This window comes from Sphaerisporangium sp. NPDC051017 (assembly GCF_040683095.1).
Lineage (GTDB): Bacteria > Actinomycetota > Actinomycetes > Streptosporangiales > Streptosporangiaceae > Sphaerisporangium.
The window spans coordinates 1-20,486 of record NZ_JBFBCI010000053.1 but is presented as its reverse complement, the minus strand read 5'-3'; the positions used below and the strand labels follow the sequence as shown (position 1 = coordinate 20,486).

The window sequence follows — 20,486 nt, the reverse complement described above, 5'->3', positions numbered from 1 at the left end:
GACCAATCCGTATCCGTTCACTATGACGACATGCGCGATCGTGGCGGGCATCATGCCTAACGTGACCGAGGGATGCGTCGCCGACGCCAAGACTGGGGTAAGGCTTGCGACGAGATCGGACGAGTCCGACCTCAGGGATCTGACGAGCCTTGCCGTCCAGGGGGATCGCACCGCGATCGAATCATTGCTGGGGCAGTTGCGCCCGATGGTGGTGCGCTATTGCCGTGCTCGATTGGGCCGGGTGTCCGGTCATTACCACATAGCCGACGACGTGGCCCAGGAGGTCTGCATCGCGGTGCTGGCGGCCCTGCCGCGCTACCGCGACATGGGCCGCCCGTTCGCCTCCTTCGTCTTCGGCATCGCCTCCCACAAGGTCGCGGACGCCCTGCGCAGCTCGGTCCGCTCGGCCGTGCCGACGCAGGACCTTCCGGACGGGCCGGACCAGGGGCCGGGGCCGGAGGAGACCGTCGTCCGGTACATCGAGGCGGCGCACGCCCGGGAGCTGCTCTCGCGCCTTCCCGAGAACCAGCGCGAACTGATCATTTTGCGTGTGGTCTCGGGACTGTCGGCCGAGGAGACGGGTAACGTACTCGGTATGTCACCAGGTGCGGTTCGGGTCGCCCAGCATCGGGCACTGGCAAGGCTTCGGGCGATGGCCGACATGGAGTCGATAGCTTGACCGCTGTCCATCCGGCGCGTTCGCTCCGAAAACGCGGGGCCGAGACCGACCCCCAGGTGCTCAGGACGGACGCGATCATCGACGCGCTCGCGCGGCGCGAGGCGCCCGGCGAGCAGGAGGATGCCGTGGTGAGCCTGCTGCGCGCCCTCACCGAGGACGTCGATCAGCGGCTCTCTTCGGTGTCGATCACCCCGTCGACGTAACCCCGGGCGTACTCCCAGGTGACGTAGTCGGAGGGGTCGGGCTCGAACGCGGGCTCGTGCACCTGCGGGCGCCCGTGGTCGATCATCTGCCGCAGGTTGCCGCGCAGCAGATCCCAGTCGAAGTAATGCTGCTCGCCGCACTCCGGGCAGTCGAGCACCAGCCCGAGCACGCCCTGCGGCTCCAGCAGGGAGCGGAAGACCTCCACGTCGGCGAGGTCGGTGAGCGCCTCGTCGCGCTCGGCCGACGTCAGGGGCTCGGAGTCGTCGAGCTCGCCCAGCGCCGCGGCGGGGTCGTTGGGGTCGTCCGCGAAGGGATCGCGGGGGACTTCTTCCAGCACGCATTCCACCTTATGACCCCCACCTACCCTGATGAGGGCAAGTGGTGGGGAACCGGTAAACCGACCTACCCTGTCGTGGGCCGCCCGTGGGCGACCGGTGACCGAGCGGTCGCCGTCAGGTTATCCACAGGTCCGCAGTGGCTGTGACCAGCGGGACACTAAACTGACTGCGGGGGCGGGCGCCTGACCCCATCAGTATCTTCAGCGCGCCATGGCAGGAGGGTCGTAGATGGCCAAGTTCACCGAACCCGGGCTCACGTTCGACGACGTGCTCCTGGTGCCCGCGTATTCCGACCTGCAGCCGGGTGAGGCCGACACCACCACCCGCCTGTCCAGGTCGATCACCTTGCGCATCCCGCTGGTGTCCGCCGCGATGGACACCGTCACCGAGGCGCGCATGGCCGTGGCGATGGCGCGGCAGGGCGGGCTCGGCGTGCTCCACCGCAACCTGTCCATCGCCGACCAGGCCCAGCAGGCCGACCTGGTCAAGCGTTCCGAGGCCGGCATGGTCACCAACCCCGTGACCTGCGCGCCCGGCGACACCCTCGCCGACGTCGAGGCCCTGTGCGCCGAGTACCGCATCTCCGGCGTCCCGGTCACCGACGAGCACGGCGTCCTGGTGGGCATCGTGACCAACCGCGACATGCGCTTCGAGAGCGACCTCAAGCGCCCGGTCCACGAGGTCATGACCTCGATGCCCCTGGTCACGGCACCGGTCGGCGTGTCTCGCGACGAGGCTTTCCGCCTGCTGCGCCACAACAAGGTGGAGAAGCTCCCGATCGTCGACCCGGACGGCAGGCTGCGCGGCCTCATCACCGTCAAAGACTTCACCAAGAGCGAGCAATATCCTCTCGCGACCAAGGACGCCGACGGCCGCCTGGTCGTCGGGGCGGCCGTCGGGGTCGCGGGCGACGCCGAGCACCGCGCGATGGCCCTGATCGAGGCGGGTGTGGACGTCATCGTCGTCGACACCGCCCACGGTCACTCGCGCGGCGTGTGCGACATGATCGCCAAGATCAAGGCGAACGGCCGGGTCGACGTCATCGGCGGCAACGTCGCCACGCGGGCGGGCGCGCAGGCGCTGATCGAGGCGGGCGCCGACGCCGTCAAGGTCGGGGTGGGCCCCGGCTCCATCTGCACCACCCGCGTCGTGGCGGGCGTCGGCGCGCCCCAGGTCACCGCGATCCACGAGGCGTCCCTGGCCTGTGGCCCGGCCGGCGTGCCGGTGATCGGCGACGGCGGCCTCCAGTACTCCGGCGACATCGCCAAGGCCCTCGCCGCCGGCGCCAACACCGTGATGCTGGGCTCGCTGCTGGCCGGGTGCGAGGAGTCGCCCGGCGAGCTGATCTTCATCAATGGCAAGCAGTTCAAGTCCTACCGGGGCATGGGCTCGCTCGGCGCGGTGCGCAACCGCGAGCGCGGCGGCTCCTTCAGCAAGGACCGCTACGCCCAGGAGGCCGTCTCCGGCGACGACAAGTTCATCCCCGAGGGCATCGAGGGCCAGGTCCCCTACCGCGGACCGGTCGCGGCCGTCGCCCACCAGCTCGTCGGCGGCCTGCGTCAGGGCATGTGGTACACCGGCGCCCGCACCATCGAAGAGCTCCACGAGAACGCCATGCTCATGCCGATCACGGCGGCCGGCCTCACGGAGAGCCACCCCCACGACATCCAGATGACCGTGGAGGCGCCCAACTACCACAGGCGCTGACTCCCGCCCGCCCGGAGCCCGCACGGCGGGGGGCGGCGCGGGCCGGCAGGCGTCGGTCGGGGCATAGTCACCACGAGTACACCGGTTTTCCAGACGACGGGAACGACGAAAAGCATGACTCAGGTAGAAATCGGGCGCGGCAAGAGCGGGCGCCGGGGCTACGCCCTGGACGAGATCGGCATCGTGCCCTCGCGGCGCACCCGCGACCCCGAGGAGGTCTCGATCTCCTGGCAGATCGACGCCTACCGCTTCGACCTGCCCGTCGTGGTGAGCCCGATGGACAGCGTGGTCTCGCCGAAGACGGCCATCGAGATCGGGCGGCTCGGCGGGCTCGCCGTGCTCGACCTGGAAGGGCTCTGGACCCGCTACGAGGACCCCTCGTCGCTGCTGTCGGAGGTCGCCGAGTTGCGCGGTGAGGCCGCGACCAAGCGCCTCCAGGAGATCTACGCCGCGCCGATCAGCGACGAGCTCATCGGCCGCCGCATCGAAGAGATCAGGTCCGCCGGCGTGACCACCGCCGCGCGGCTGTCGCCGCAGCGCACCGCGCAGCACTACAAGGCCGTGATCGACGCCGGGGCCGACATCTTCGTCATCCGCGGCACCACGGTCTCGGCCGAGCACGTCTCCGGCCGGGCCGAGCCGTTGAACCTCAAGCAGTTCATCTACGAGCTGGACGTCCCGGTGATCGTCGGCGGCTGCGCCACCTACACCGCCGCCCTCCACCTCATGCGCACCGGCGCCGCGGGCGTGCTCGTGGGCTTCGGCGGTGGCTCGGGCCACACCACCCGCACGGTGCTGGGCGTGGCCGTCCCGATGGCCACCGCGATCGGCGACGTCGCCGCCGCCCGCCGCGACTACCTCGACGAGTCGGGCGGCCGGTACGTCCACGTCATCGCCGACGGCGGCATGACCAGCTCCGGCGACATCGCCAAGGCGATCGCCTGCGGGTCCGACGCGGTGATGGTCGGCTCGCCGCTCGCCCGGGCGGCGGAGGCCCCGGGCCGGGGTCACCACTGGGGGTCGGAGGCCCACCACGGCGAGCTGCCGCGCGGCGCCCGCGTGGAGGTCGGCACCATCGGCACGATGGCGCAGATCCTGCACGGCCCGTCCAGCGTCGCCGACGGCTCGATGAACCTGATGGGCGCCCTGCGCCGCACGATGGCCACGGCCGGCTACTCCGACCTGAAGGAGTTCCAGCGCGTCGAGGTCGTCGTCGCCCCGCACACCCACTGACGACGAAGGCCGTCTCGCCGCCCGTGCCTTGGGCGCGCACGGAGTGGACCGGACGTCCGCTCCGGGCGCGCCGGAGGGCCGGTCAGGTCAGCCAGGCGCCTTGGCGCATCACGGAGTGGACGGTCAGGTCGTCGTTGAGGACGACCAGGTCGGCGTCCTTGCCCACGGCGATGGAGCCGACGCGGTCGTCCACGCCGAGGACGCGCGCCGGGGTCAGGGACGCCATGACCGACGCCTCGGCGATCGGCAGCCCGACCTGTTCGACGGTGCGCCGGAAGGCGACGTCCATGGTCAGCGTGCTGCCCGCGATGGCCCCGCCCTCCACCAGCCGCGCGGTGCCGCCGGAGACCTCGACCTCCATGGAGCCGAGCCGGTAGACGCCGTCGCCCATGCCGGTGGCCCCCATCGCGTCGGTGATGAGCGCGGTGCGGGCGGTGCCCGCGACGCCGTGCGCGAGACCGACCATGGCCGGGTGCACGTGGACCCCGTCGTTGATCAGCTCGACCGTGACGCGCTCGTCCTGGAGCAGCGCCGCCATCGGCCCGGGGTCGCGGTGGTGCAGCGGCGGCAGCGCGTTGTAGAGGTGGGTGGCGACGGTGCAGCCGGCGTCGATGGCCTCGCGGGCCTGGTCGTAGGTCGAGTCGCTGTGCCCCAGCGCGGCGATCACGCCCTCGGACACGGCAGCGCGGACGGTGTCGAGCCCGCGGGGAAGCTCGGGGGCGATGGTGAGCATGCGCACGTGGCCGCGCCCGGCCTTGAGCAGGTCCGCCAGCTCCGCCGTGGAGGGGTCGCGCAGCAGCGCGGGGTCGTGCGCGCCGCACCGGGACCGCGCGATGTAGGGCCCCTCGAAGTGGATGCCGGCCAGCAGCCCGTCGTCGCACAGGTCGGCCAGGGCGGCGGTCGCGCGGGCGAGGTCGGACGGCGCGGCGGTCACCAGGCTGGCCATGATGGTCGTGGTGCCGTGCCGGGCGTGGAAGGCGGCGATGCGCCGCGCCTCCTCCTGGTCGCCCGAGGGGAAGGAGCCCCCGGCGCCGCCGTGGGAGTGGATGTCGACGAAGCCGGGGACGACGTGCCGCCCGGCGAGGCTGTGCCCGTCGCGGGGGGCCTGCCCTCGCCCGATGTGGGTGAAGCGGCCGTCCTCGATGGTGATCCAGCCCTCGTGCACGCCGCCGGGAGTGACGACGCGGGCGTCGGCGAGTGTGATGCTCATGAGGACAGGATCACAGATCGGGTGAGGTGCAGTGGCTGGTCGGGGTCCATTCCGCGGGCGTGCGCGCGGGCCACGGCGACCCGCTGGGCGCGCACCAGTTCGGCCATCGGGTCGGCCTCGCTCGTGACGAAGACGCCGCCCGCCCGGCGCACGTCGCCGGCCAGGCCCCCAGGGGGGGCCGAGCATCCAGGTGACGCGCCCGGGGCCGGCGATGCTGATCGGGCCGTGGCGGTACTCCATCGCCGGGTAGGCCTCGGTCCAGGCGCGGGCGGCCTCGCGCATCTTGAGCGCTGCCTCCTGCGCGAGGCCGTAGGCCCATCCGGCGCCGAGGACCGAGGATCCACCGGCGCGTCAGAGACGGCGTTCTTGTGCCACGCTTTGGAGTCATGAGCCGGTATGAACGCTGGAACGCCCTTCTGGAGCTTCTCGCTCAGCAGGGGCGGCTGACGGTCGAGGAGGCCGCCGAGACGCTCGACGTGTCCACGGCGACGATCCGGCGCGACTTCGACGAGCTGGCCCAGCAGCAGATGCTCATGCGCACCCGCGGCGGCGCCGTCGCGCAGAGCGTCAGCTACGACCTCCCGCTGCGCTACAAGACGGCCCGGCACGCCGGGGAGAAACAGCGCATCGCCGAGGCGGCGGCCGAGATGGTGCCGCCCGGCGTCGTCGTCGGCCTGAACGGCGGCACCACGACCTCCGAGGTCGCGCGGACGCTGGCCGCGCGCGCCGACCCCGGCGCGCGGCTCACCGTGGTGACCAACGCCCTGAACATCGCGGCAGAGCTGACCGTGCGGCAGAACGTCAAGCTCGTCGTGACGGGCGGGGTGGCGAGGCCGCAATCGTACGAGCTGATCGGCCCGCTGTCGTCGGGGGTGCTGGAGCAGGTGACGCTGGACATCGCGTTCCTCGGTGTCGACGCCATCGACGCCGAGGCCGGCGCCTTCGCCCATCACGAGGGCGAGGCCAGCGTGAACAACCTGCTGATCGGCCGGGCGGCGCGCGTCGTGGCCGTCGCCGACACCTCCAAGATCGGACGCCGCGCCTTCGCCCGCATCTGCGGCATCGACCGCATCCATACGCTGATCACGGACTCGGGGCTGTCGGACGCCGCGGCGGGTGCCTTCACCGAGGCCGGCGTCCAGGTGCTGAGGGTCTGAACCGGCCTGAACCGGCCTGACCGAGTCTCGATCAGAAGGGCAGCGTGGCGACCGGGTCGTCGCCGGCGTTCTGGCAGTTGCCGCACCCGGTGCACGCTCATGATGACGTCCCCGTGGTCATGGTGCCCCTCTCGGCCCGGGCGGACGGATCGACCTCCATCCAGCTTTCTCGAGGGGGAGAGTCGGCAGGAAGTGGTCATTTCCTGCCGCCCTGACGCTCCGGCGGAACCGGCCAGGAGCGGGCCGCGACCGGCTCGCCGTTCGCCCCGGGCCGGCCGCCGGAGGCAGCGCGATCCGGCGGGCGGGCCCAAAGATCTACCCGTCGTGCCATGTCGGCCGGGAGCCCCTGAGACCACGATGTGAGAGCAGGTCACCCGCGGTGTGCCGACGTGGCGGTGTCATGATCGACGCTGGCCCTTCAGTGGCATGTGGGTATCCGCTGTCGGGTAGAAATAGGACGCAACGCGACGAGCCGTACCCCAGGGGGATCGCGATGAACAGCCAGGACGGTGCGAGGGAACAAGCGGCGCAGGAGGGTGGGATCGGCGTGGAGGCCGGGCGAGGCGGCATTGAGGACAGGCGCGTCGGCGCCCGGTCCCGGGTCGGGGAGGGCGGCGGCACGCATTCCGCCCGGCTCGGCCCCGAAGAGAGATCGGCCGCCCTGGACTACTTGGCCGATCCCGCGCACGAGCTCGACGTCATCGTCGTCGGCGGCGGCGTGGTCGGCTCCGGCGTCGCGCTGGACGCCGTCACCCGCGGGCTGTCGGTGGGCCTGGTCGAGGCGCGCGACTTCGCGTCCGGCACGTCCTCGCGCTCGTCGAAGCTGATCCACGGCGGGCTGCGCTACCTCGAACAGCTCAACTTCGATCTCGTGCGCGAGGCGCTGCAGGAGCGGGCGCTGCTGCTCCAGCGGATCGCCCCCCACCTGGTGCGCCCGGTGCCGTTCCTGTTCCCGCTCACCCACCACGTATGGGAGCGGCCGTACGTCGGCGCGGGCCTCACGCTGTACGACACGCTCGGCTTCTCGACCGGCCTGACCCGGGGCATGCCCGGCCACCGCCACCTGTCGCGCCGCCGCGCCCGGCGGCTGGCCCCGGTGCTGCGCAAGTCCGCGCTGACCGGCGCGGTGCAGTACTGGGACGCCCAGGTGGACGACGCGCGCTACGTGACGACGATGCTGCGCACGGCGGCCGCGTACGGGGCGTACGTCGCGTCCCGCACCCAGGTCTGCGGGTTCCTGCGGGAGGGCGAGCGGGTCACGGGCGTGCGGGTGCGTGATCTGGAGAGCACCGCCGAGTTCGACGTGCGCGCCCGGCAGGTGGTCAACGCCACCGGGGTGTGGACCGACGAGATCCAGGAGATGGTGGGCGGGCGCGGGCAGATCCACGTGCGCGCGTCCAAGGGCGTCCACCTGGTGGTGCCCCGTGACCGCATCCAGTCGCTCACCGGAATCATCCTTCGCACCGAGAAATCGGTGCTTTTCGTGATTCCGTGGGGCCGGCACTGGATCGTCGGCACCACCGACACCCACTGGTCGCTGGACAAGGCCCACCCGGCCGCCTCCCGCCAGGACATCGACTACGTGCTCGACCACGTCAACGCCGTGCTCTCGGTGCCGCTCACCCGCGACGACGTCGAGGGCGTGTACGCGGGCCTGCGCCCCCTGCTCGCCGGGGAGTCGGAGGAGACCTCCAAGCTGTCGCGCGAGCACGTCGTCACCCACCCGGTGCCCGGCCTCGTCATGATCGCCGGCGGCAAGTACACGACGTACCGCGTCATGGCCAAGGACGCGGTGGACGCGGTCGCGCACGGCCTCGACCAGCGCGTGCCCCCGTCCTGCACGGACAAGGTCCCGCTGGTGGGCGGCGAGGGCTACCAGGCGCTGTGGAACCAGCGGCACCGGCTCGCGCGCTCCTCCCGGCTGCACGTCGCCCGCATCGAGCACCTGCTGCAGCGGTACGGGTCGCTGATCGACGAGGTGCTCGCCCTGATCGAGCGGGACCCGTCGCTGGCCCGCCCGCTGGCCGGGGCCGACGACTACCTCAGGGCCGAGGTCGTCTACGCGGCCACCCACGAGGGCGCCCGCCACCTCAACGACGTGCTCACCCGTCGCACGCGCATCTCGATCGAGACCTTCCACCGCGGCACCGCCGTGGCGCAGGAGGCCGCCGAGTTGATGGCCGGGCCGCTCGGGTGGGACGACGAGCAGGTCAAGCGCGAGGTCGAGTACTACACCAAGCGCGTCGAGGCCGAGCGGCTGTCCCAGGAACAGGACACCGACCAGGAGGCCGACGCGATCCGCCTCGGCGCGCCGGAGATCGTCCCGGTGGGCGAGCCGGCGACCAAGGAGGTCTGATCCGGGGGTCTGCCTTCCGGCCGCACGGAGGGATCCCGTCACCGGGAACCCATGCCGTGCGGCCGGGGCACTCCGGGCCGTACTGCGCGATACGGCCCGGAAGCGTGCGAGGCGGTGTCACGCCTCGAAGGGGATCCAGCCCTCGCCGGCCAGCGTGGTGGCGCTGCTGGCCTTCATGCCCGTGTCGGAGACGGTCCACAGCGTGTCCCCGATGATCAGGCAACGGTGGATCGCCGTGTCGAACTGGATCGGCTCGTCGGTCCGCGCCTGCTTCGGGTGCGTGACGAGCCCGGCCCGCGTGATGGACCCGTCGCCGACCTTCAGCACCATAGCGGCCATCTGGGCCGTGGAGGGATCGGGACCGCCCCAGCTGTTGACCGGCACGACCGCCAGCCCGGACTCCGGCCAGTACAGGAAGGCGTGCGGGTCCCATTCGGCCTCGGACCCGGAGTCCTTCTGGTGGAATTGCGCCAGGCGCGCCGGTTTGGCCGGGTCGCTGACGTCGAACAGCGAGACCTGCATGCCGAGCGTCCTGCCCTGCTCACTGGCCTCCTGGCCGATGCCGAGGAGCCGTCCCTCGCCCGCCGGGTGCAGGTAGGCCGAGTAGCCGGTGATCTTCAGCTCGCCGGTGACCTTGGGGTTCGCGGGGTCACGCAGGTCGAGCGTGTACAGGGGGTCGACCTGGCGGAACGTCACGACGTAGCCCACGGGGCCGATGAAGCGGACCGAGTAGATCCGCTCGCCCTTGCCGAGGCCGGTGACCTCGCCCACCTTGGCCAGCGTGTCGGCCTTCAGAACGTACACGCCGCTGGAGCCGCGCGACGGGTTCGCCCCGGCGGCGGCGTCGTCGGAGGTGGTGGCGACCCGCAGGTTCCCCTCGAAGTCCGACAGGGAGTACTGGTTGAGCAGGCGTCCGGGCACCACGCCGGAGGCGACGTACCGGGGCGCGCCGGCGCCGCCGATGTCGAACCGGTGGATCTCGGTCTGCTCGGGCGGCGCCGCCTCGGCCGTCGGGGACCCGGTGGGCTCTGTGGGGGAGGCCGGGACGGGGGTCGTGGGGGCGGGGCCGGACGGGGACGCCGTCGGCTCGGGGAGCATCGACGGCATCGACGGGTCGTTGCTCGGCTCGATCTTCTCCGCGGGCGTCGTGGTGGCCGGGTCGCGCGGGGCGACGGCCGTCGGCGCCGTCTCGGGGGCCGCCGCCGCGCCGGGGACCGCCGCCGCGCTCGGCGTGGTCGCCGGGGCGGGGGAGACGTCCCCGCTCGGTGCGTTCTCGACGGGGGCGGGCGGGGTGTCGTCGATCATCATGCGGGGGAACCACCAGCGCGGGTTGCTGGTGACGTACAGGCTGGTGGGCGTCGCGTACACCGTGTCGCCGTCGGCGGCCACCGCGATCGGGTCGTCGGAGGTGAGCCCGGCCTCCAGGTCGATGGTGTGGACGGTCAGCATGGAGGTGCCGGTGTACTCGGCCGGGTGGCTGATCGCCTCGCACTTCAGCTTCTCAGTGCGGGTGGCCTCACCGGGGGTGTCCACCTCGTAGGTCGGCAGCCACGCCTCGATGGGCGCGTTGCGCACGCCGTTCTGGTTGCGCCGGGTCCGCTCGTCCTCCTTCTCGTCCGGGCGGCCCTCGGCGAAGGTGATGGCCGGCTGCGACCTGACCACGAGGCGGACGGTCGAGCCGACCATCCGGGCGTCCACGTGCATGCCCTGCGGGGTGATCGACCCGAGGACCTTCAGCTCCTTCAGGTCGACCAGCGTGTACTTGGGGCCGGCGGTGGCGGGCCGCTTCGCGACGGCGCCGACCGGGATCGCCTCCCCACCGCTGAACATCACCAGCGCGCGGTCGCCGTGGACGAGCAGGTCCCCGGGCGCCCAGGCCTGCTCCTTCGGCACGAGCCGCAGCGTGCCGGTCACCTTCTTGGACGCGGCGTCGATCACGCGCAGCACGCCGCCCGCGTAGCTGATGATCCGCCGGCCGTCCGTCTTGACCATGTCGGGCTCGTCGACGCCCGCCTCGTGGACGTTGGTGGTGGAGTACGAGGGCGCGACCGCCTTCGCGTCCGTCCTCGCCGCGCCGTCGGCCGCGTAGAAGATCATGTTGCCGCCGAAGCCCCACGGGCCGACGTTCTTCGCCGCGGCCTCGCGCAGGCCGTCGAGCATGTCGTCGCATCCGGTGTACGCGACGAGCTTGATGTTCCCCAGGGCCACGGGCTCATCGGCCGCGGGTTTGACGGGCCCGCCGCCGCTCGTGCAGGCCGTCACCGCCAGGCCGCAGGCCAGCGCCACGGCCGCCGCCGTACCGATCGAAGTCCTCATGCCCCTACGACGCATTCTGTGGTGACCCGGTTCAGCGGCCGGTACGGGACCGTAGATCACCGGCAGCGTTCGCATCGGCCGCCGTCGCTAGACTGTGAGGACCGCGGTGTCTTTTGGGAGGTCTTTTCGGTGTCTGAGTTCGACACGGTCCTTGTCGTCGACTTCGGCGCGCAGTACGCGCAGCTGATCGCGCGGCGGGTCCGTGAGTGCCACGTGTACTCCGAGATCGTCCCCTCGACGATGCCGGTGGACGAGATGCTCGCCAAGAACCCGAAGGCGATCATCCTGTCCGGCGGCCCCGCGTCGGTGTACGCCGAGGGCGCCCCCGCCGCGCCGCAGGGCCTGTTCGACACCGGGGTGCCGACCTTCGGCATCTGCTACGGCTTCCAGGAGATGGCCCGGGTCCTCGGCGGCCAGGTCGCCCAGACCGGCATCGCCGAGTACGGCGGCACGCCGCTCACCGTCGTCGGCGAGGGCGTGCTGTTCGCCGGCCTGCCCGTGGCCCAGTCGGTGTGGATGTCCCACGGCGACAGCGTCGTCGCGGCCCCGGAGGGCTTCGAGGTCACCGCGTGGACGCCCGACACGCCCGTCGCCGCCATGGAGCACCGCGCCAAGGGCCTGTACGGCGTGCAGTTCCACCCGGAGGTGCTGCACTCCGAGCACGGCCAGGCCGTCATGAAGCACTTCCTGGACGCCGCCGGCTGCCGGCCGTCGTGGACGATGCTCAACATCGTCGAGGACGCCATCGAGGCCGTCCGCGCGCAGATCGGCCCCGAGGGGCGCGCGATCTGCGGCCTGTCGGGCGGGGTCGACTCCGCCGTGGCCGCCGCGATCGTCCAGCGCGCCATCGGCGACCGGCTGACCTGCGTGTTCGTCGACCATGGGCTGCTGCGCAAGGGCGAGGCCGAGCAGGTCGAGCGCGACTTCGTCGCCGCCACCGGGGTCAAGCTGCGCGTCGTGGACGCCCAGGAGCGGTTCCTCAAGGCGCTGTCCGGGGTCTGCGACCCGGAGGAGAAGCGCAAGATCATCGGGCGCGAGTTCATCCGCGTCTTCGAGGACGAGCAGCGGGCGATCCTCGCCGACGGCCCCGTCGACTTCCTGGTGCAGGGCACGCTCTACCCCGACGTGGTCGAGTCGGGCGGCGGCACGGGCACGGCCAACATCAAGTCCCACCACAACGTGGGCGGTCTGCCGGACGACCTGAAGTTCTCGCTGGTCGAGCCGCTGCGCACGCTGTTCAAGGACGAGGTGCGCCACGCGGGCGAGGAACTCGGCCTGCCGTCCGCCATGGTGTGGCGCCAGCCGTTCCCCGGCCCCGGGCTCGCCATCCGCATCGTCGGCGAGGTCACCCACGACCGCCTCGCCATCCTGCGCGAGGCCGACGCGATCGCTCGTGAGGAGCTGTCCCGCGCCGGCCTCGACCGCGAGATCTGGCAGTGTCCGGTCGTGCTCCTGGCCGACGTCCGCTCGGTCGGCGTCCAGGGCGACGGCCGCACGTACGGCCACCCGGTCGTCCTGCGGCCGGTGACCAGCGAGGACGCGATGACGGCCGACTGGTCCCGCGTCCCCTACGACGTGCTCGCCCGCATCTCGACCCGCATCACCAACGAGGTCCGCGAGATCAACCGCGTGGTCCTGGACGTGACGAGCAAGCCCCCGGGCACCATCGAGTGGGAGTGAGCGGGCTCCGTCGTTTCTTTGTTTTCTTTTCCCCGTCACCTTCCGGTGAGCTCCGTTCTACGGAATGGCACGGTGTCGTTTCATGTCGCCGACGGGCGGACAATATTCGCATCGACAAGCGTTCTTGTCACGATTTAACGGAGCCCTTTCGTGGTGATCTTACTCACACCGTAAGAGAGGACCCGTAGGTCTGGTAACGGCTGATCTTGCCGTTTATTGACAGATCGCCTGGTGGCTTCCACAGCCCCTTGTCAGATCTCCGGGAGTTGTCGTGCATTTACTCAGGGTGCCCGTTACCAACTCATTCCGCCCGTTGACGCAGAGTCGATTTCTGTGTTATGGCGCCGTTCTGGGCGTCTTGGCGATGGTGTTGTCGCTGCTCGCGAATGTTTCCCCTGCGGCGGCCACATCTACTCAGCGGAAATCGTCGGCAAAGACCGTGCCGGTTTCCGTGCGCCCGGACAGGGTGTCCGCCTTACTGACGGCGCGGCTGCAGAAATCGCGTGTCCTGATTGGCTCGGAAACCACCGAGTCAACCCTCACTTACGCCAACCCCGACCAGACCATCACACTTGAGGCGGCGGCCGACGTGACCCGCGTCCGTAAGGACGGCACGTGGGCGCCGGTCGACACCACGCTCGTCGAAAAGGACGGGGTGTTGAAGCCCAAGTCCGCGATGGAGCAGGCTGGCGTCGAGTTCTCTGCGGGCGGTGAAGGGTATCCGCTGGCGAAGATGAACCGGGGGGACGGCAAGACGTTCGCCCTGGAGTGGCCGACGGCGCTGCCAAAGCCTGTAGTCCAGGGGAACGTCGCGACCTATCATGACGCGGCGGGGCCACCTGGGGCCGACCTGGTCGTGACCGCGCTGCCGTCCGGGTTTCGCCACGACGTGGTGCTGCGCGAGCGGCCCTCGGGCCCGCTGGAGATCCGCATCCCGGTGCGCACCCGGGGGCTGCGGCTCGGGATGACCAAGACCGGCGGACTCAGGCTGACCGGCGGCGAGGGAGAGACCGTCGCGGAGGCCCCCGCACCCGTCATGTACGACTCGGGGAACGCTCAGGGGGCGGATATCGTCAGGCAGGGCGAGATCGCGACCGACGTCGTCTCCGGCGACGGTGGGCAGACGTTGGTGCTCAGGCCCGCCCCGGCGTTCCTCGCCGACCCGCATACCACTTATCCGGTGACGATCGACCCTACCGTCACCCTGCCGGTGAACAAGAACACGAGCGTCTACTCCGGGCCGGGAACGTTCTATCCCTACAACCGGCTGGACGTGGGCAACCACGACGTCTACACCTCCAGCGGTAGCCGCGTCCGCGCCTTCTCGCGTGCACTGCTGGGGTTCGACACCTCAAGCCTCACCGGCAAGAAGATCATCGATGCCAGTCTGGAGCTGTGGAGCCCGGCCGGTGAGAAACGCTCCACCGCGTATCCGCCGTCTCCTCCGACGACGGTGGTGAACTGCCAGTACGCCGCCTGGTCGCGGGGGCGGTACTTCCCGGGCGACCGCGTCTCTTACAACGACAAGCATTGGGAGGCGCTCAAGGACATCTTCCCCGACAGTACGGCCGCGCCCGGAACCGATCTCGGGGTCCTGTGGAAGAACTTGGGAGCCTGCCCGACGTCCACGACCACGCCCGAGACGCCTCCCACGATGATCGGCAACTACGGTTGCCTCCCGCAGATCGGGATCAAGGTTCAGCGGATCACCACCGCCTGGACACAGAGCGTGGGGTGGAGCAACCAGCCGGGGTCGACCTCCGCGGGCGAGCAGACCATCACCGACCCGACCGCCTGCTCGACGGGAACGGCTCCGCCGGTGGGCGGCCGATGGGTCTGGCCGGTGACCGGCATCGCCCAGGCGTGGGCCGACGGCGCACCGGGTCACGGAGTGGTCCTGCAATTGGGGGCCGAGGTGAACTACCTCGATGACAAGCCCTTCGAGCGGGTCTTCCACTCCTCGGGGGTCACCGGCGCGACCGCGCGGCCCCCGATGCTCTCGGTGACCTACGCGCTGCCGCCGGAGATGGGCTCCCTAGTGTCCTGGCCCTCGGTCACCCTGTCCGACGGCAGGGTGGTGGTCACCTCGGTAACCCCGGAATTGCAGGCGCGGCTGACCGACGGCGCGACGCTGCCCCAGCGGGTCGAGTTCGAGGTGGAGCACGACCCGGCCGCGCCGGCACAAGGCACCGGGCCGATCTGGTCGGGACAGGTCGACAATGTGCCGGCCAACGCGCCGGCCATCGTGCGGGTCCCGCAGGGCCTGTTGAAGGACGGATGGAAGGTGCGGTGGCGGGCCCGGGCGTCGAACGGCGCGGTCTACTCGGCCTGGTCCGGGTGGCGGGCGTTTGCGCTGGACGGCAGCGTCGCGGCTCCCTCGGTCACCTGCGCGGACTATCCGGCAGGGCAGTGGTCGGCCAGGACGTCGGGCGCGGCGGTGTGCATTCTGGACAACGGCACCGGCGGCCCTCTGCCGCACTCGTGGGGGCTGGACGACCCAGCCGCGCCCACGCAGGGGAATAACTACGCTACCGGCGGCGTCTCCGCCATATCGATCAACCCCGATGAAGGCTGGCACACTCTGTACGTGAAGGTGGGCAACAACTCGGTCTTCACTTATGACTTCGGTGTCGGGCAGGGAGGGCTCACGCTGCCGGAAGCGGCCACGCGGACGGGGCGTGCCGTCGCGTTGGAGGCCCGGGCCGCGGCGACCTGGACGGGTGTGCGTTACGAGTACCGTACGGATCTGACGGCATCAGGCCCCTGGACTGCCGTCCCTCCCCAGCACGTGTCCCGGCCGGGTGACACGACCCCGGTCCCGGCATGGCCGATCACACGGACGGACACGGCGAAGCCGTTCGCCGAACTGAGTTGGAACCTCGCGGCGACTTTGCGGGCCGCCGGCCGTGGCGACGGCCCCATCCAGGTGCGGCCGTGTTTCGTCAGCGGGACGACGGTGTCGTGTGCGACACCGCGCCTTGTCGTGTACGGAAGCACCGGCTTCTCGGCGTCCCACGCCGTGGCGGACGTCGGCCCGGGCACGGTTTCCCTGCTGACCGGCGACTTCGTGGTGTCTGCCCGGGACGGCTCGGTCGCGGGATTCGACATTGGCCGCACGCACGCCACGCTGGTGCCCTACGCGGAGCAGGGGCCGGTCGGCGTGTTCGGGCCGGGCTGGTCCGCCTCGTTCGCCTCGGGCGGCGGGATGTCGGCCTACGCCCTGGAAGACCACAGCACCGAAGGCTACGTCCTGCTGGTGGGGCCGGGCCGGATCACGCTGGTCTACATCATCCAGGCTGACGGTTCCTACCTCGGCGTCGGGGACGCCACGGACGGTTCGAAGATCCTCAAAAGTCGGCGACCGAGTTCCAGCAGATCACGCGCGACGACGTGATCACGAAGTGGACGCAGAACGCGCAGGGACGCTGGACCGTCAAGGCCGTTACGCCTTCCGCACAGGAGGCGGAGGTCGCCTATGTCCGGGACGCTCAGGGACGCTACACGCGGCTGCTCGCCCCCGTCCCGTCCGGGGTGACCTGCGACACTTCCTTGATCAAGGGATGCAAGGCCCTCGACATCTCCTACGCCACCACGACCACCGCTTCCGGCGTCGCTTCCGGCTGGGGCGACTTCGCCGGCCAGGTCAAGCAGCTCAGCTATGTGGCGTACGACGTCGGCACCAATGCGATGAAGACCACCGTCGTCACGACGTACGCGTACGACTCGACCGGCCACCTGCGCAGCGTGACCGACGCGCGGCGCGGCCTGACCACCGTCTACTACTACAACGCGCAGGGACGTCTTTCACAGATCACCCCGCCGGGAGTGGAAGCCTGGCGGCTCGACTACGACTCCGCCGGTCGCGTCGCGCACGCGGCCCGCACCACTCCACAGGGAGAGACCGTCTTCCCGGTTGTGTACGACGTGCCGGTCAGCGGTACGGGCGCGCCGGTGAACCTCTCGGCCGCGGAGACCGCGACATGGGGCCAGACCACCGACCTGCCCTGGATCGGCGCCGCGTTGTTCCCCGCCTCTCACGTGCCGGCGCGCGGTGGAGACGGTGCATACGCTCCGGGCGCCGCCGACTGGCCGTACGGGTCCCTCAGCTACCTGGACGTGTCCGGACGGACGGTCAACACTGCAGAGTTCGGTGGGGGCGGCTGGCAGATCTCCACCACTCGGTACGACGACAAGGGTGTGGTGACCTGGTCGCTGACCCCCGAGAACCGCCGCAGGGCCCTCGCCCCCGACTGGACGACAGCGCCTTTCGTCGCCGCGCAGCAGGACTCCTCCGCGCGGGCGAACCTGCTGGCCAACATCCGCACCTATGACGAGAAGGGCGACCTGCGGATCACGACCGGCCCAGTGCACGAGGTCACGCTGTCGGACGGCCGCCGGGTACCGGCGCGCGGCCGTACGACCTACACCTACGACGAAGGTAAGCCGACCTCCGGGGTAGACGAGTTCGGTACCCTCTATCGCGACAAGTCGTGGCATCTCGTCACGAGCGTGCGTACCGAGCCACTGGTGATGGACGGGGACACCTCGGTGCCGGCCGGTGACGTGAGCGTGACGAAGACCGGTTATGACCCTGTCGAATTGGGAGACGAGTCCGGGTGGAAGCTCGGCACACCCACGACCGAGAGCGTGGTCGTCGGCAACGGGAACCCGGACAGTGTCAAGCGCATGCGCTACGACTCGGCCGGCAGGCTGGTCGAGTCACGTGCCCCCGCTGGAAACGGGGCCGGCGATGCGGTCGTGACCACCTACTACACGGCTGCGGCGAACGTGGCCTACCCTCAGTGCGGAAACAAGAGTGAGTGGGCGGGCATGGTCTGCCGCCAGGCTCCCAAACAACAGCCGCCGGGCACGCCTCTTCCGGTGGATGAGAACACCGCCTACGACTACTACGGCGCCATCCTGAGCAAGAAGCGGACCGTCGGCTCGGTGGTCAGGACGAGCAGCACCACCTATGACGGGGCGGGGCGAGTGAGCGGCATGAACGTGATGGTGACTCCCGCGGCTGCGGGGGGCGCGCCGGTCGCCGAGCGTACGGTCGACTACGACCCGGCCACCGGACTGCCCACGTCGATGACCGCCGATGGCAAGACGTTGACCTCCACGTACGACTCGCTCGGTCGGGAGGTCACCTCAACTGACGCCACCGGCAACGTCGCCGTCACGACCTACGACATCGACGGGCGCGTCGTGTCGGTCGGCGACGGTAAGGGGGTCAACTCCTACGTCTACGACGGCGTCGACGCGCGAGGGCAGCAGGAGCGCCGTGGCCTTCTCACGGCCATCCAGACCAGTGCAGGGACGTTCCAGGCGGCCTATTCGGCCGACAGGAAAGCGGATCTCCAGGTCTACCCGAACGGCCTCTGGGCGGCGGGGACCTACGACAGCAGTGGTCGGCAGACAGGTTTCAGCTACGGCATGGATCGGACAACATGGCAGCCGTGGCTGAAGTGGGAGGATCAGGCGGACTACGCGGGAAACTCCACCCAGACGGTCTCCCCGCAGAGCGTCAACCGCTACACCTACGACCGCCTCGGACGGCTCAGCAAGGTCGAGGACGTCTTCGATTCCACGCACTGCACCACGCGGGTCTACGCATTCGACGATCACTTCAACCGCACCCGTCGCGACGCATACGGGCCCGCCCAGGACGGTTCCTGCAGCACCGCGGCGACGCCCGTGACCGACTCCTACAGCTACGACGACGCCCGCCGCATCATCAACACGGGCTACGTATATGACACGTTCGGCAGGACCACCACCGTCCCCGGCGCTCACGTCGATGGTGGCGAAGATCTGACGGTCGGCTACTACGCCGACGACGAGGTCGCCCAGATCACCCAGGGCGCCGAGGCGAAGGTGTTCACGCTGGATCCGGCGGGCCGGGTGCTGTCGGAGACCAAGACCGGGGGCGACGACCCGGGAACGTTCGTCCACCACTACGCCGGCTCGGGTGGCTCACCCGCCTGGATCTCCAAGGCGGACGGCTCGTGGACGCGCTATGTCACTGGGTTTGGAGGCATGGCCATGGTACAGACAAGCACGAACCAGACGAAGTTCTATCTCACCAACCCGCACGGCGACGTTGTGGCCACAGTGCAGAACAGTCCCTCACCCACAGGAGTCGATTACTACACCGAGTACACGGAATACGGCAGTGCCCGAGTGGCGAACGCCGGTGACGACCGGTACGGCTGGCTCGGCGGCGCACAGCGTCCGACCGAGACGATCGGAGGCCTCACGCGCATGGGAGATCGCCTCTACAACCCCGTGACCGGCCGTTTCCTGCAGCCCGACGACTTCCTCACAGGTGTGGTCTGCAATTCGTACGGATACGTCTGCGGTGACCCGGTGAACTCGGCGGACTCGGGAAAGGCGGCTCTCCCGGGGCCGGTCAGGTGCCAGGTGTGTATCGACGAGTACAAGAACATCAAGCCGAAGGACAAGGAGGGCATAGCCTGTGTCTGGTCCTTCGGATACGACAAGTGCAAGTGGGGCAAGCAACTCGCCGATGCCGCCGCGCAGTTCGCCAGAAAGAAGGTCGGAGAGAAAGAGACCCCGCTGCGCAGCGCGATCAGGCATTTCATCTGGCAGGTTCTGGAGACGATAGCGTTCGGCACCGAGTTCGCGAAGGAGATCGCCGACAACCATGAGAAGTACCACGCGAATAGCAAGAAGGAAAGCGACTTCGACCAGGAGATCAACCGGATCGCGCGCGACTACGCCAGAATTCATGAGAAGGAACTGCGAAAGATGTGGAAGGAGAAGGGGCTCGATGCTCTCATGGAGTACCTGTTCGACGAGGCGATGTTCCTCTTCTGCAATGCGGTGATCGGTGGATTCAAAATCGACTGCCACCAGGTAAGCGGGGTCGCCAGAGCCCCAGAGGGCACCCATACGAGATTCTTCTGACCCGAGGGGCCAGCGGTCCAGGTCGATGTAACGCATAGAATGGACGGAACGTAGTGCGGAGTTCTGCGTGGGGCGGTGTCCTCCTTGTCTTCGCGATCGCGGGGACCGGCTGCATCCCAGTGGGAGATACCGCGTCAGACCGTTGTTACCAGATCGCCGAACGCCAGATCGGAGTTCTCAGGAATGAGGCGTTGAAGCTTATTCCCACGGAGCGGGTGGCCTCGGCGGAGGAATTCGTCGGCTGCGACTCGGCGGACAACGGAGCGTCCCTGGATGTCCAGGTCTCCGGCGACGTCCCCCCAGAGGAGATGCTCCGTCCGTTCTACGAGAAGGGATGGAAGCCTCTCCCCCGGGATGAGTCCGCGCTCGTCCCCGACAAGAGAATGTGCAGGGGGTGCGTCGCGGGCGTGATGCGCGACATGCGGGGGAAAGTGATCTACGTCGCTGTGGGGGAGCGTGAAAACGGCTCAGGGAACCGGCATGTGCTGATCGACTACCAAGGGCTAGGCCTGTTCGAGAAGTAACGCCATAAGCAAATCGCCCCTGAGAGGCGGGGGGGGGGGGGGGCCCCCCCCCCCCCCCCCCCCCAGCCCGGCGGGGCCCCCCCCCCCCCCGGGGGGGGGGGGGGGGGGAGGCGGGTGGGGGGGGGGGTGCGGGGGCCGCGGTGAAGGAGGGG

General features: G+C 70.0%; 14 protein-coding genes. 10 read left to right on the top strand and 4 right to left on the bottom strand.

Annotated features, from left to right (window positions below; all coding sequences use genetic code 11):
- Positions 1–52: 52 nt before the first annotated feature.
- Both AB0M95_RS31335 and AB0M95_RS31330 read left to right on the top strand, forming a co-directional pair.
- Positions 53–679, top strand: coding sequence for a sigma-70 family RNA polymerase sigma factor (locus AB0M95_RS31335; RefSeq protein ID WP_184615551.1), 627 nt, complete (start codon positions 53–55; stop codon positions 677–679).
- Positions 676–882, top strand: coding sequence for a hypothetical protein (locus tag AB0M95_RS31330; RefSeq protein ID WP_358524393.1), 207 nt, complete (start codon positions 676–678; stop codon positions 880–882). The genes AB0M95_RS31335 and AB0M95_RS31330 overlap by 4 nt, the downstream gene beginning before the upstream one ends.
- Here AB0M95_RS31330 and AB0M95_RS31325 read toward each other — a convergent pair.
- Positions 843–1,220: a DUF5319 domain-containing protein gene (locus tag AB0M95_RS31325; RefSeq protein WP_358524390.1), complete on the bottom strand. Its 378-nt coding sequence runs from the start codon at positions 1,218–1,220 to the stop codon at positions 843–845. The genes AB0M95_RS31330 and AB0M95_RS31325 overlap by 40 nt on opposite strands.
- A 229-nt stretch (positions 1,221–1,449) precedes the next feature.
- On the opposite strand from AB0M95_RS31325, the gene guaB reads away from it, so the two are divergent.
- On the top strand, positions 1,450–2,928 hold the full coding sequence (guaB, locus tag AB0M95_RS31320) for an IMP dehydrogenase (protein WP_363772321.1): 1,479 nt from the start codon (positions 1,450–1,452) through the stop codon (positions 2,926–2,928).
- 114 nt (positions 2,929–3,042) lie between these two features.
- The gene (locus tag AB0M95_RS31315; RefSeq protein WP_363772318.1) at positions 3,043–4,161 is read left to right on the top strand and encodes a GuaB3 family IMP dehydrogenase-related protein; all 1,119 of its coding nucleotides are present in this window, start codon (positions 3,043–3,045) and stop codon (positions 4,159–4,161) included.
- An 82-nt stretch (positions 4,162–4,243) separates the two neighbouring features.
- Here the strand turns inward: AB0M95_RS31315 and nagA are convergent, their stop codons facing one another.
- Together nagA and AB0M95_RS31305 are read right to left on the bottom strand one after the other, a co-directional pair.
- Entirely contained in the window at positions 4,244–5,371 is a 1,128-nt protein-coding gene (gene nagA, locus AB0M95_RS31310; protein WP_363772315.1) for an N-acetylglucosamine-6-phosphate deacetylase, read from the bottom strand.
- Positions 5,368–5,523 carry a hypothetical protein gene (locus AB0M95_RS31305; protein ID WP_363772313.1) on the bottom strand — a complete coding sequence of 52 codons (156 nt, stop codon included), beginning with the start codon at positions 5,521–5,523 and terminating at the stop codon, positions 5,368–5,370. The genes nagA and AB0M95_RS31305 overlap by 4 nt, the downstream gene beginning before the upstream one ends.
- A gap of 234 nt (positions 5,524–5,757) precedes the next feature.
- Here AB0M95_RS31305 and AB0M95_RS31300 point away from each other — a divergent pair, with 234 nt between their 5' ends.
- Together AB0M95_RS31300 and AB0M95_RS31295 are read left to right on the top strand one after the other, a co-directional pair.
- Complete coding sequence (locus AB0M95_RS31300) at positions 5,758–6,528, top strand: DeoR/GlpR family DNA-binding transcription regulator (RefSeq protein ID WP_363772310.1); 771 nt, start codon at positions 5,758–5,760, stop codon at positions 6,526–6,528.
- Positions 6,529–7,021: 493 nt separating this feature from the next.
- On the top strand, positions 7,022–8,884 hold the full coding sequence (locus AB0M95_RS31295) for a glycerol-3-phosphate dehydrogenase/oxidase (RefSeq protein ID WP_363772307.1): 1,863 nt from the start codon (positions 7,022–7,024) through the stop codon (positions 8,882–8,884).
- A 117-nt stretch (positions 8,885–9,001) separates the two neighbouring features.
- Here AB0M95_RS31295 and AB0M95_RS31290 read toward each other — a convergent pair whose 3' ends face one another.
- A complete protein-coding gene (locus AB0M95_RS31290; protein WP_363772304.1) occupies positions 9,002–11,200 on the bottom strand; it encodes a beta-propeller domain-containing protein in 2,199 nt (732 codons plus the stop codon).
- A 129-nt stretch (positions 11,201–11,329) separates the two neighbouring features.
- On the opposite strand from AB0M95_RS31290, the gene guaA reads away from it, so the two are divergent.
- The 4 genes from guaA (at position 11,330) to AB0M95_RS31270 (ending at position 20,334) form a co-directional block, all read left to right on the top strand.
- The gene (gene guaA, locus AB0M95_RS31285) at positions 11,330–12,880 is read left to right on the top strand and encodes a glutamine-hydrolyzing GMP synthase (RefSeq protein WP_363772301.1); all 1,551 of its coding nucleotides are present in this window, start codon (positions 11,330–11,332) and stop codon (positions 12,878–12,880) included.
- 589 nt (positions 12,881–13,469) lie between these two features.
- Positions 13,470–16,274: a hypothetical protein gene (locus AB0M95_RS31280; protein WP_363772298.1), complete on the top strand. Its 2,805-nt coding sequence runs from the start codon at positions 13,470–13,472 to the stop codon at positions 16,272–16,274.
- Positions 16,271–19,810, top strand: a complete 3,540-nt coding sequence (locus tag AB0M95_RS31275; protein ID WP_363772295.1) for an RHS repeat-associated core domain-containing protein — start codon at positions 16,271–16,273, stop codon at positions 19,808–19,810. The genes AB0M95_RS31280 and AB0M95_RS31275 overlap by 4 nt, the downstream gene beginning before the upstream one ends.
- Before the next feature lie 53 nt (positions 19,811–19,863).
- Positions 19,864–20,334 (top strand): hypothetical protein, encoded by a 471-nt coding sequence (locus tag AB0M95_RS31270; RefSeq protein ID WP_363772293.1) that lies wholly within the window; start codon positions 19,864–19,866, stop codon positions 20,332–20,334.
- Positions 20,335–20,486: the final 152 nt, after the last annotated feature.

Coding starts and splice junctions, on each gene's coding strand:
- AB0M95_RS31295 (WP_363772307.1), top strand. CDS start 7,022: ATGAACAGCCAGGACGGTGCGAGGGAACAAGCGGCGCAGGAGGGTGGG.
- guaB (WP_363772321.1), top strand. CDS start 1,450: ATGGCCAAGTTCACCGAACCCGGGCTCACGTTCGACGACGTGCTCCTG.
- nagA (WP_363772315.1), bottom strand. CDS start 5,371: ATGAGCATCACACTCGCCGACGCCCGCGTCGTCACTCCCGGCGGCGTG.
- AB0M95_RS31335 (WP_184615551.1), top strand. CDS start 53: ATGCCTAACGTGACCGAGGGATGCGTCGCCGACGCCAAGACTGGGGTA.
- AB0M95_RS31315 (WP_363772318.1), top strand. CDS start 3,043: ATGACTCAGGTAGAAATCGGGCGCGGCAAGAGCGGGCGCCGGGGCTAC.
- AB0M95_RS31290 (WP_363772304.1), bottom strand. CDS start 11,200: ATGAGGACTTCGATCGGTACGGCGGCGGCCGTGGCGCTGGCCTGCGGC.
- AB0M95_RS31300 (WP_363772310.1), top strand. CDS start 5,758: ATGAGCCGGTATGAACGCTGGAACGCCCTTCTGGAGCTTCTCGCTCAG.